Here is an 11,230-nt window from a genome sequence, read left to right on the forward strand (position 1 = left end):
ACTAAGTTAAGTGGTATGTAATCTTAACAAAATGGAAAATATCCTTGACCTAATGTTAAGTATTATTTACAATTAAGAGGCAGGAAATGGTAATAGGGGATGTTAAATATGCTGAGAAATAAAGTGAAGGAATTAAGAGCGAGGCATAATTATACTCAATCTGATTTAGGTAATTTGGTTGGAGCTACCCGCCAAACCATTGGCATGATTGAAAAAGGTGACTATGCTCCTTCTGTACTGTTAGCATTGAAAATTGCTCAAGCATTACGTGTGGATTTAGAGGAACTGTTTTGGATAGAGGGGGAGGATGAGTGATTATGGAACGGTTTTTGCGTTCACCTTTTACAATGAGCGTGTTTCTGATTGGGCTTGCGGTCATTTATTCAATGAGCATCATTTTGGAGCAGCGGAATAACATGACGACTATTATTTTTGCTGCTTATATTATTTTTGTCATCATCTATTTCGGAACAATGGTTTATTTTAACCGTAAATTCCCAGACCGGAAGATTCGTATTCTTACCTTCATCCCTTATGAGCTGAAGGAAGAAGATGAAGGGCACCAATTTATTACGTATCGTGCTTGTCGAAAAGTGTATATCTATTATTATTTTGCGATTCCGGCAGCTATTGTAGCGGTTGTACTGTTTAGAAATGTCGAGCTGCTCCCTGTCATCACTTTGACTGTACTTGGCATTGGGCAGTATTTTATTTTTTGGTCGGAAGTTAAAAAACTTTATGAATAAAGAGGAGGATAAAGGATATGGTTTTATCGTATATTTTTGTATTTCTTCTGGCAGCAATTCCGTTATTTGAACTTATTACTGTCATTCCATTGGCTATCATCGGTGGTTTATCTCCAGTATTGACAGCGATGGTTGCCTTTTTAGGGAATGCTCTGACAGTCGTTTTGTTGATTATTTTTGTGGATCAAGTGAAGAAATGGATGAGAAAGAGAAAACAAAAGCGTATGCAAGAGATTATGCATGTGGAAGAAGTTGCAGCAGCACAAGCAGATGCTGAGGGCATGGAAGAGTCGAAAAAAAGCAAGCGTGCCCGTGTACTTTTTGATAAATATGGCTTACCCGGCTTAGCGATTATTGGCCCTTTTTTCGTCGGATCTCATATATCCGCGTTTATGGCTATGAGCTTTGGTTCGACAAGAAAGAGGGTAACCGGCTGGATGCTGGCCAGTTTATTCCTTTGGACAGTCATTATCTCTGTAGCTGCAAGTTATGGAATCACCTATTTTATGCCTCATGTCGAAGAAGATGGCTTTTTAGTGCGCCTATTCAGCAACTAACATTTCATTAGAGACTTTTAAGGTCCTTCATACTCATTCAGTAAGCGGGCGCTTTTCCGAAGTATAGAAAGCGTCCTTTTTCTTTAGTAAGTGTTACTTGGTTCGGAGAATATGCTATATTATTCGGACAAATTTAGTTATTCTGCATGGTTAGGTGAGAAAGAAAGGGGAAGTATACTTTATACCCGTACCACTTCTAAGGATGAATGATACGGCAGATGTATTACGGAAGGCCCAAAAGGCGTATGAGTGTGATGCACATTGGCTTGTCTATTTATTATCAGGCCATTAATTTGAATTAAAACTCGACAGAAGGAAGGAAACTCTATGAAATCTATACTGTTAATCGGACAATCCAACATGGCCGGCAGAGGATTTATGGACGATGTGTCTCCAATTTATAATGAGCACATTCAAATGCTGCGAAACGGCAGATGGCAGATGATGGCGGAGCCAATTCATTTTGATCGCCACGTATCTGGTATTGGGCCGGCAGCCTCTTTTGCTCAGGCTTGGACAGAGGACCATTCAGGCGAGGGGATTGGGCTCATTCCATGTGCCGAGGGAGGAAGCTCTATTGATGATTGGGCTATAGATGGAGTATTAACCAGACATGCGATTTCTGAAGCAAAATATGCAATGGAAACAAGTGAATTTGCGGGGATTCTATGGCATCAGGGAGAAAGCGACAGTTACGGAGAACGATATAAAACATACGAAGCTAAACTGATTTCCTTATTCGAGCACTTGAGAGAAGAATTGAATGCACCGGATGTCCCGATCATTATAGGTGAGCTGGGGCATTATCTTGGACAGTCGGGATTTGGGAAAAGTGCGGTAGAATATAAACAAATAAATGAGATATTATCTAAAGTGGCTCATTCCGAAAAGAATTGCTTTTTCGTAACATCAAAAGGCTTAACGGCAAATCCAGATGGCATACATACTGATGCTGTTTCCCAAAGAAAATTTGGATTAAGATACTATGATGCTTTTTCAAAACAAAAGCATGTTTTAGATACTTTAGATATAGAAGAAGGCTGGATTGAAAAGGCAGCGAAACGAGAACTAACGAGAAATGAACGTATATTTGTTGAAAGTACGAAGTTTGCCTTAGGGGAAATGAGTTTTGAGGAGTTTTCTAGTGCTGTCTCCAATATTAATGAAGGTAAGTAACCAACAAGCGGGCGCACTTCACAAATAAGGAATGCGTCTGCTTTTATTTATATGTAAAAGGCTATAGCCAAAAGCCATAGCCTCTATTTGGATATATTATTTTTTATTTTTGTTAGTACAATGATGTGATTCAATTCAACTTTGGACGTTGTTGGAACAAATAGCTCTACTTTCTGCCATCATTTTACGGCAAAAATTGATAAACTCTTGACTCTGATGTAAGCAAAAAGAGGTAAGCTGCAGAATATCTTGGTTAGTTCTCTCCTTTTGTATAAGTTAGGATTCATTAAGTTTCTTTCGATCAATGGGCTGTGGAGGCTGCTCCATCCATCCTCGTTCAATCAAAAGTTTAAGTCCTTCTTCACCGTATTTTAAAACCTCGGTTGTAATTAAGGAATAATGGAGAGCTAAATCTTTTCGCATTGAGACAGATAATGCATCCGCAAGTGCAGACACTGCAATTTGGTTTGCCGTAGCTATTATAAAAAGAATTAACCTGTCAGAAAACGGAGAAACAGTTGAATTACTTACTTCCACAGGTAATGGGAAACCAATATAATGATCACTATCTTTCAATAATTTTTCATACGTTTCCACTTGCTTTTCAGCTAGTTTTTTCCCTTTTAATAAATAATTCTTTATTTCCTTATCTTTTGTTACCTGTATTAATCCTATTAAAAGGATCAAACCAATGGCATTTCTTTCAATTTCGACGAAAATTTCTGATATTTCTATGGAATTTAGAGGTCCTTTTTCGCCTAACCAAGTAGTTAGTAATGAGGGTCGATTCTGAATGTATTCCGCATTTTCTGGATATTCCATTTTTGGAGGCCGATCGAGTATTCCTTTAGAAAGCATAATGCTTAGTGCTTTCTGATGTATTTCCGTCTCACGGTATAAACACTCTTTGAAAAGTTTGTATACATCTAACCGAGTCACTCGTTGTAAAACATTTGCATAACTTGGGATAATAACCTGTCCTCCACGATAAAGGAAGCTTAATGCAAATAAGTCTGTATATAAGGGAGGGGCTGATAAATCAATATCTTTATCTGAGAACCCATTTGGTATTGGGAACCCTTCTTCTCCGAATATGTATTCAATTTTTTCAATAATTGATTCAACTAAAACCAATACCTCTTCAATAATTGACTTTATTTCCTCATCTTGAAGATGCTGTAGAAAATGTTTGTAAAAACATCTTACTGCTGTGTTTGAAATGTATATTTTCCAAAGAGCTGCGATTTCAGCTGTAGTTAATTTAACTTTACGTTCTTCCATAAAAAACAACCTCCTAGTGAATAGTATGTCTATAGGGGATGAAAAAAATAACCCAATATAATTTTTAATATAGCCATTAGAGTTTTGGCGTATTTAAGAGAACTTTTAGATGCTGCTGATGCAGCATTTTTTATTGTAATAAAGGGGGAGGTGCGTTGAAGAAGGGCATTGATATGGTTTATAGAATAAAAAATTAAAATTAAGATTATGGAAGGGTTTGATTAGTAGGAGAGAAAATCAATTTAATTTGATAGTGAAGACTAGAAATTTTCTAAAGGAACCCATTTATAGTCCAAATCATAAGAGTTAAGTTTATTTCTTAATCCCATAAACGAGGTGCTTTTTATGGAAAAGGGACAAATAATAAAGCGCAGGGGAAAATTTCGCAGCTCTATCAGTGGCCGGCATTGACACCCAAAGAGCAGGTTAAAAATAATTTTTAAATGCGGGATCAGATTTACTCGATGCTAAGGACACACTTATTAAAGGGAGCTCCTAACTACTCAGGAGAAGATACGATGTCACGCGACATTGATCATTTGGCAAGGAGAAGTGGAAGTTTTATGAGGAACTTCTTAAAAAGGGCTCGGTCAAAAGAGCCATTTACCCTTTTAAAGTTTGAAGAGAAGCAAATTTAAATTTCTATAAGAAATGCAGGATTTGATTGTCCTTAGAGTTGATTTGAAAGAGGACAACGAAATAGATCTCAATTTAGCTAAAAATAGGGGAGTTACTCCTCCTTTTTTATGTAAATATGGTGATTTTCGAGTAATGGTTTGCTTGTCTTAATAAAGATGGTAACCATGGCCGATTAAGACAAGCAGCAGTTATCCGGAAGAAAACTAATTTCTCTATTCAGGAATCTCTTTTCATATGCTAATTTTAAAATAATCTCCTTATATTGAGGGTATTTAGATAAAAGGTCTGCTTGTGTGAACAGTTCGAAATCCTGAAATTCAAAGCCTGGAGAAACCATGCAGCCTACCAGTGAGAATGTATCTGCCTCCATAACAGACGAACCAAAGATTGAATCCTTCGGCACTAAAGCTTGAGGTACTTCTCCATTATCAAGGTTTAATCCTAATTTGATTTCTTCATATTCACCATTTTCATTGATGATATGTATGGTTAATGGACTTCCATCGTGAAAATACCATAATTCATCCGATTTCAATCGATGAAAATGGGATACATCATTGGAGGTTAATAAGAAATAGATACTTGTATAGAGCTTGCGTGTTCCCGCAAATTTCACAGACAATTCTTGATCAGAAGTACATTCCTCTGATTGAAAAGTTCTTTTATAATATCCTCCTTCTGGATGAGGAGTTAATCCAAGCTTTGAAACCCATAATGCTCATTCTTCATTTTAAATGCTCCAATCCCTGCATAAATAAATACCAAAAAAGTTCCTTAAGTTGGCTTAACCTATTTTTTTAGTACCTGTAACTTATTTTTCCTTAGAAAAGTCATTATAATTTTTGAACTTTGAAGGCCACTTTTTCTTCTTTAAGTACTTTTCATTAAGCACTAAAATCTTCCCGCTCTCAGCGGGTGTGTATTTTTTATACACTAGTTTATATTTTTCAAATGCCAAGTGCCCTAAAATATAAATTGGTAAGATCATGAAAATGAGGATTACCAATTGCATTAACCAATTTAATTCATCTCCAATGATATAAATCGTAAATACAGCATGTGCTGCAAAAGAAACCATTAATGTGAGAAGCACATTAGATAGATGAAAAGGGATCATTTTATTTTTTTCCCGGAACATTCGCTCTAGTTCATTTTTGATAAAAAGTGTAGTAAATACAGATATCACAATAACAAAAAGGGAAACAAAATATGTAAGAACAGTGTACATGTTTTCCGCCCACGCTCCTTCAAATACAATAGAAGAAAAAGCTGATAATCAATTATACTTACTATCGCTATCATGGTCATCAAACCGCTTTATTATGGGAGCCTCAATAAAAAGTAAATGTCTGAGATTAAAGGATTAAGACGCTTAGTGTCTAAATCTTTGTTTTGTTCAGAAAAAATTTTATATTCATTGTAACACAAAAAATAATAAAGATTTTGGCTGAACTAGAAGAAGTAAAGCGTGTAGATTAATTCAGCTTCGCTTAGTAATATTTTTGTTCCGCCAATTTGAAACAGCCCTTGTGAATATAAGGCACTGAATAATTGAAATTATCAGAATTTTAATGTTATTAACGAGCTTGTTGGTTATAATAATATTTGGAGCACATATCCAATAAAATTTGAGGAGCTGAAATCATGCAATTTATTCCTTATTTACAGTTGAACGGAAACGCAAGAGAAGCAATTGGATTTTACGAAAAGGTATTTCATGCCGAAAATTTAGGAGTGATTACATTTGGTGAAATGCCTGCCAGCCCGGATTTTCCTTTGCCAGAGGACGCAAAAGACCTTGTTGCACACGGGACGATAAGGGTTGGTGAGTCAGCTATTATGTTTTCAGATACATTCCCAGGTCAGCCAGCTCAAGAGGGAAACCTAGTGACCATTTGCATTACCTTTGACAATGCAGACAAAGCCCGGCAAGTTTTTGATGCCTTACAGGATGGGGGAAGAGTTGAAATGCCGCTATCAGAAACAAGCTTTAGTCCTGCTTACGGGGTCATTAAAGATAAATTCGATGTAACCTTTCAAATTTATACAGAAGGACATCAAGGTTAGTACATACGATATAGGAGAAAAACGGCTTTGCGAAAATATCAAAGCCGTTTTTTTATGACTCGTTTATTGAATGGGTAAGCTTTTAATAATTGAACAATTGGAAAGGAGTATACATAATGACGAACCTGAAAGAAGTATCTATTTCAAAAGTGGAGATGCTTATCAGAAAACCTGTTAAGGAGGTATTCGATGCTTTTATCGATCCTTCGATTACTACTAAATTCTGGTTTACCAAAAGCAGCGGAAGATTAGACAAGGGAAAACGACTCCGCTGGGATTGGGAGATGTATGGAGTTTCTGCTGAACTTGACGTAATAGAATTGGAACAAAACAACAGAATTCTTATCAAATTTGACGATGATACTTCGGTAGAGTGGATGTTTACACCCCGTACAGAAGGAACTTTTGTCACCGTCATTAACGCAGGTTTTAAAGGAAGTCCAGATGAAATAATTAATCAAGTGATAGATTCAACTGGCGGTTTTACGATTGTTCTGTGTGGTTTAAAAGCACTTCTTGAGCATAACATCATTTTGAATCTTGTTTCGGATAGATTTCCTGACGCGCAAGTATAAAGTTAAGAATATCTTTACCCTTAGAGCAAGTGGTAAACAAATTGATTTAACAGCACTGACAAATTTTGAATGGGATGCAGCAGTTCAAGGCATTTGGCCATGATCCAAAAAATGATTTAACTAGGAGTGGATAATGAGAAATTAAAGAATGTGGTACGTTGCCCGGATTTCAGGAGAATGGAGTCTGGATCCTCTATTATTCCGAAAAAATCAAATATATTTGCAGAAATAAGGTACTTAAGCGAATACAAATATATTCAGCAAATTATTATGCTTGCCGGTTAAAGCCAAAAGAAAATACATCCGGCAAGCAGCAGAACCAGCCCCATTAAGATAAGCTTTTCATTTCTTTTTACCCTTCTTTTTTACCCTCTTGGCAATCATGATAGCGGCAAAGAGCAAGGGAATATAAATGAACGTAAAGCCAAACCCTATTTTCCCAAAAAATTCATTAAGCATACTGATCCTTTCGCGCGTATTAATAAAGTTAATCAGTATTAATAAAGCACTGACAACAAAAAACACTCCAATCTTTTGTCTAATATTAAAGATTCTCTTGATAAGTCTCGAACAGATCCAGATGGCAATACACACATTCGGAAGCATAATTAAGTTCCAGTTTGCAATTCCAATATATTCGAAACGTTCCACAAAAGGCATTTCTACAATTTTCCACATGGTCAAAGTGGGCCAGACCTCTTTAGCAAGCAGATCTTCCGAATAATAGGCAAACGTAATGACTGCTAAAATAGTATAGATCAAGGTAGTGGTAAAAACAGCAAGGTGTGCCCACTTTTTGGATTTCTTTGGTTCCTTTATAAAAGGATAAATGAATAGAATAATCTCAAATCCGATGAAGGTAAGCGACATCTTGTAGGAACCGATGAGAAGTTCTTTAACGGAATGGTCCCAAATTGGCAGTAGATTGTAGAAATTTGAAAATTTAATGGCCCAGCCAAATGTGAGAAGGAGATAAGCAGGCAATACAAGACCGAAAAAGGCTATACCGACTACGGTTCTGAACCCTCCAAAAATGATATAAGTACAAAGTATCATGAATCCAAAGGAGAACCAGAAAGTGCTAAGATCCGGAAACATCCACACTTGAATGATTTCGATAAATGTTCGTGCTATGGCTAAGACATACAAAAAAAAGTAACCTATGAAAATGGAACTGATTGCTTTGCCGATAAAATTGCCCAGAAGGTACTTATGGGCTGTCACAAAATCACCATCAACCGTTTCGGCAATTTTATAGTTCATCCAAAGGATGACATGTATGCAACCCCCGGCAAACAGGATGGAGATCCAGGCATCATAGCCTGCATCCTTTGCGATATCTCTCTGATAGCTAAGAACCCCAATGCCAATTTGCATGGACATAATTAAATAAAATACTAAAAATGGGGATATCTTCAATCTGTCTGGTATTGGCTGCTCCTTTATTTGGTTCACCTCCGTTTCATGATTTGGTATCTGGCTGTGGTAAAACTGAGTTCCCACTCCGGCGTTATTCATCAACTTTTTATCTTGTGTTCTTTTTTTGCTAAAGGGGGTAGGCTGTTTATTAAAGTAAGACCAAAGCGTACATTTGTTTTTTGACTATATTAAAAATTTATTGGAATAAAAAGATTTTTCCCATACCTCATGCTGGACTTCATCCTTAATCCTGTTTAGTCATAAGTAAATCACCATTATTTTCTGCATTACTCTTAATATTACCGGTGCTGGAAAACTTATGAATGGAAGGCAATAAAAAGTGTGGCGGTACATAGTTACAACATCCACAAAGTTTCCTTTCTATCATTTGGGGAATGTCTGTCATCGCAGATTCTGCCCAGTTTTCTTCTGCAGTTTCAGAAGTTTCTGAAGTTGAGTATGTAGGAACAGCCCTGACTTTTCAAATGTGTTTTGGTTTCCTGATCACTATATTTTCTATAAACCTTATTCCTATTATTCAGAGGTTAGTTGGCTGGGAATGGGTCTTTGCCTCTTTAGCGATTGGACCGATTCTTGGAATGGTTTCTATGGTCCGGTATAAACGGCATGAATTTTATAATGCCAAAGCTACTAACACAGCATTAAAAAAATTATGAAAAAAATAATATGTCAAAATTGGTCATTATATGTTATATTAGTAAAAAATTAATATATCAATTTAAATAAGTGCTCACTTTGTGAGGTAAAAGGGAAACCAGTGAAAGTCTGGTGCAGCCCCCGCTACTGTAAGAGCTGATGAAATTACAAAGCCACTGAGAAATCGGGAAGGTGTAAGAGTAAGAAGAAGCTTAAGTCAGGAAACCTGCTTATTTAAACGACACTTGCTTTTCGGAGGGAGAAGTATAGGCGGGACAATTATGATCAATTGTTTTTGGGTTTCAGTATGCTTATTTTTATACTGTCATTTCATATGCCTGTATTCCTTTGAAAAGGAGTGCAGGCATTTTTTATTTTGCAAGAAGCATTGAACTTTGAGAATTAGATGGCGCAGGCCGCCTGCTCGAGCAGTACGGCAGCAGACATGGCGCATGTGCATTTCTTAATTGGAGGTAAGCCTATGAAAAAGGGAAAAATCTTTGTTGTCGGCTTTGGTCCGGGCGATCGTGAGCATATAACCAAGCGGGCTGTGGATGCGCTGCAGCAGAGTGATTGCATTATTGGCTATAAAACTTACGTAGATCTGATCGAGACATACGTAACAGCAAGTTCGATTGTCAGCACAGGGATGACTGAAGAGGTATCCCGTGCGCAGGATGCAGTGAAAAGAGCGGAAGCCGGCCAAATTGTTTCTGTGATTTCGAGCGGTGACTCGGGCGTTTACGGCATGGCCGGCCTAGTGTATGAAGTGCTGATCGAATTGGGCTGGAAAGAAGAAGAAGGAATCGAAGTGGAAATTGTTCCTGGCATCTCTGCGATTAATTCATGTGCGAGCTTACTGGGTGCACCTGTCATGCATGACTCCTGCACCATCAGTCTGAGTGACCATTTAACACCCTGGACGGTAATCGAAAAGCGCATTGAAGCAGCCGGAATGGCAGATTTTGTCATTGCATTATATAACCCGAAAAGCGGCCGGCGGACACGGCAGATTGTCGAGGCACAAAGGATTCTATTAAAATATCGTTCTCCTGATACACCAGTGGGGCTTGTGAAAAGTGCTTACCGTGAAAATCAGAATGTCATTCTGACGACACTGGCGGAAATGCTTGATCACGATATAGGCATGCTGACAACAGTTGTGATCGGGAATTCCTCCACTTTCTTTTATGACAATAAAATCATTACGCCGAGAGGCTACCAGCGCAAGTATACGCTTGGGGAAGAGAAGCAAAGCTTAAAGCCGCATCAGCGTTTAAAAAAGGAAGCGGAGCCATGGGCATTAAATCAGGAAACCGGGGAAGCAGTGCCCGGCTACGAGCAAATTGAAAGCAAAAAACAAGAATCCAGTTCACTGAATATGGCTTTAAAGGCTTTATCAATGGTGACGAAATCGGAGATTGACCAAACACATTTGGTGCAGCAGCCAATCGAAGATATTTTTGAATTTGCGGTTTCGCCTGGTGTAGCCAATAAATTTGTTACAGCTGACCAAATGCGTGTACTGGCAGAAGCTGTTGGCGAGAAAGGCACCATGGAATATACACCGGATCACCGATTCTTAATCAAGATTCCAACCGGACGGCCACAGTCAATTGTGGAAAAACTCGAACAGCATGATCTGACAGTCATGCCGGTAGGTGATGTTCTAAATGTAAAAGCCTGCGATTTTTGCTACGGGGAGAAGGCAGAATCCATTCCATATGCAGAGGAAATTGCAGCTGAACTTGGCGGCTTAAAGCTACCAAAGGAACTGCATATTGGCTTTAATGGCTGCGGTATGGCCTGTTATCGGGCGGTATTTGATGATATCGGCATTGTTTACCGCAAGAAGAAGTTTGATTTATTTATCGGGGCAAAGCCGGTTGGCCGTACAGCCCATGCTGCCCAGCCGGTGGCAGAGGGAATTGAGCCTGAACAGCTGGTGCCGTTATTAAAGGAGATTATCGAAGAATACAAAGAAAATGCGCATCCGAATGAACGGCTTTTTAAATATTTTAAGCGCGTGAAAAAAATTCAGTATTTTACCTATCAGGATATGAGCTCCAAGATCGAAGTAGAGCCGGCACCATGCGGGGATTAGGAGGATCTC

General features: G+C 38.0%; 11 protein-coding genes, 1 pseudogene and 1 riboswitch. Of the genes and pseudogenes, 8 read left to right on the plus strand and 4 right to left on the minus strand.

Annotation, left to right across the window (positions count from 1 at the left end; translation table 11 throughout):
• Positions 1-108: 108 nt before the first annotated feature.
• The 4 genes from ACTHRG_RS18850 to ACTHRG_RS18865 all read left to right on the plus strand — a co-directional run bounded on the left by ACTHRG_RS18850 (position 109) and on the right by ACTHRG_RS18865 (position 2,479).
• Positions 109-315: a helix-turn-helix transcriptional regulator gene (locus ACTHRG_RS18850; RefSeq protein ID WP_076258605.1), complete on the plus strand. Its 207-nt coding sequence runs from the start codon at positions 109-111 to the stop codon at positions 313-315.
• 2 nt (positions 316-317) lie between these two features.
• On the plus strand, positions 318-746 hold the full coding sequence (locus ACTHRG_RS18855; protein WP_139325619.1) for a hypothetical protein: 429 nt from the start codon (positions 318-320) through the stop codon (positions 744-746).
• 17 nt (positions 747-763) lie between these two features.
• Complete coding sequence (locus ACTHRG_RS18860) at positions 764-1,303, plus strand: small multi-drug export protein (RefSeq protein WP_076258609.1); 540 nt, start codon at positions 764-766, stop codon at positions 1,301-1,303.
• A gap of 327 nt (positions 1,304-1,630) precedes the next feature.
• The gene (locus ACTHRG_RS18865; RefSeq protein WP_076258611.1) at positions 1,631-2,479 is read left to right on the plus strand and encodes a sialate O-acetylesterase; all 849 of its coding nucleotides are present in this window, start codon (positions 1,631-1,633) and stop codon (positions 2,477-2,479) included.
• A 276-nt stretch (positions 2,480-2,755) separates the two neighbouring features.
• Here the strand turns inward: ACTHRG_RS18865 and ACTHRG_RS18870 are convergent, their stop codons facing one another.
• From ACTHRG_RS18870 to ACTHRG_RS18880, 3 genes and pseudogenes are all read right to left on the minus strand, one after another.
• On the minus strand, positions 2,756-3,760 hold the full coding sequence (locus ACTHRG_RS18870) for a DUF3231 family protein (RefSeq protein ID WP_076258613.1): 1,005 nt from the start codon (positions 3,758-3,760) through the stop codon (positions 2,756-2,758).
• An 811-nt stretch (positions 3,761-4,571) separates the two neighbouring features.
• Positions 4,572-5,111, minus strand: a pseudogene (locus ACTHRG_RS18875) (cupin domain-containing protein); the annotation flags it as partial.
• A 99-nt stretch (positions 5,112-5,210) separates the two neighbouring features.
• Positions 5,211-5,627 carry a hypothetical protein gene (locus tag ACTHRG_RS18880; RefSeq protein ID WP_440231777.1) on the minus strand — a complete coding sequence of 139 codons (417 nt, stop codon included), beginning with the start codon at positions 5,625-5,627 and terminating at the stop codon, positions 5,211-5,213.
• Between the two features lie 416 nt (positions 5,628-6,043).
• On the opposite strand from ACTHRG_RS18880, the gene ACTHRG_RS18885 reads away from it, so the two are divergent.
• Together ACTHRG_RS18885 and ACTHRG_RS18890 are read left to right on the plus strand one after the other, a co-directional pair.
• Positions 6,044-6,466, plus strand: coding sequence for a VOC family protein (locus ACTHRG_RS18885; protein WP_440231778.1), 423 nt, complete (start codon positions 6,044-6,046; stop codon positions 6,464-6,466).
• A 116-nt stretch (positions 6,467-6,582) separates the two neighbouring features.
• Positions 6,583-7,041, plus strand: a complete 459-nt coding sequence (locus ACTHRG_RS18890; RefSeq protein ID WP_076258620.1) for an SRPBCC family protein — start codon at positions 6,583-6,585, stop codon at positions 7,039-7,041.
• Between the two features lie 342 nt (positions 7,042-7,383).
• Here the strand turns inward: ACTHRG_RS18890 and ACTHRG_RS18895 are convergent, their stop codons facing one another.
• A complete protein-coding gene (locus ACTHRG_RS18895) occupies positions 7,384-8,487 on the minus strand; it encodes a GerAB/ArcD/ProY family transporter (protein ID WP_076258726.1) in 1,104 nt (367 codons plus the stop codon).
• A 368-nt stretch (positions 8,488-8,855) separates the two neighbouring features.
• Between ACTHRG_RS18895 and ACTHRG_RS18900 the strand changes: the two genes are divergently transcribed.
• Together ACTHRG_RS18900 and cobJ are read left to right on the plus strand one after the other, a co-directional pair.
• Positions 8,856-9,137: a hypothetical protein gene (locus ACTHRG_RS18900; protein WP_286148558.1), complete on the plus strand. Its 282-nt coding sequence runs from the start codon at positions 8,856-8,858 to the stop codon at positions 9,135-9,137.
• A gap of 51 nt (positions 9,138-9,188) precedes the next feature.
• A riboswitch (cobalamin riboswitch) is annotated at positions 9,189-9,365 on the plus strand.
• Between the two features lie 233 nt (positions 9,366-9,598).
• Positions 9,599-11,221, plus strand: coding sequence for a precorrin-3B C(17)-methyltransferase (cobJ, locus tag ACTHRG_RS18905; RefSeq protein ID WP_076258622.1), 1,623 nt, complete (start codon positions 9,599-9,601; stop codon positions 11,219-11,221).
• Positions 11,222-11,230: the final 9 nt, after the last annotated feature.

The sequence above is a fragment of the Cytobacillus sp. SAFR-174 genome (assembly GCF_051964675.1).
In the GTDB taxonomy this organism is placed as follows: domain Bacteria; phylum Bacillota; class Bacilli; order Bacillales; family Cytobacillaceae; genus Cytobacillus.

Bases quoted from the DNA above. Each gene is read 5' to 3' on its own strand.
- ACTHRG_RS18850 (WP_076258605.1), top strand. From the start codon at position 109: ATGCTGAGAAATAAAGTGAAGGAATTAAGAGCGAGGCATAATTATACT.
- ACTHRG_RS18855 (WP_139325619.1), top strand. From the start codon at position 318: ATGGAACGGTTTTTGCGTTCACCTTTTACAATGAGCGTGTTTCTGATT.
- ACTHRG_RS18860 (WP_076258609.1), top strand. From the start codon at position 764: ATGGTTTTATCGTATATTTTTGTATTTCTTCTGGCAGCAATTCCGTTA.
- ACTHRG_RS18865 (WP_076258611.1), top strand. From the start codon at position 1,631: ATGAAATCTATACTGTTAATCGGACAATCCAACATGGCCGGCAGAGGA.
- ACTHRG_RS18870 (WP_076258613.1), bottom strand. From the start codon at position 3,760: ATGGAAGAACGTAAAGTTAAATTAACTACAGCTGAAATCGCAGCTCTT.
- ACTHRG_RS18880 (WP_440231777.1), bottom strand. From the start codon at position 5,627: ATGTACACTGTTCTTACATATTTTGTTTCCCTTTTTGTTATTGTGATA.
- ACTHRG_RS18885 (WP_440231778.1), top strand. From the start codon at position 6,044: ATGCAATTTATTCCTTATTTACAGTTGAACGGAAACGCAAGAGAAGCA.
- ACTHRG_RS18890 (WP_076258620.1), top strand. From the start codon at position 6,583: ATGACGAACCTGAAAGAAGTATCTATTTCAAAAGTGGAGATGCTTATC.
- ACTHRG_RS18900 (WP_286148558.1), top strand. From the start codon at position 8,856: ATGTCTGTCATCGCAGATTCTGCCCAGTTTTCTTCTGCAGTTTCAGAA.
- cobJ (WP_076258622.1), top strand. From the start codon at position 9,599: ATGAAAAAGGGAAAAATCTTTGTTGTCGGCTTTGGTCCGGGCGATCGT.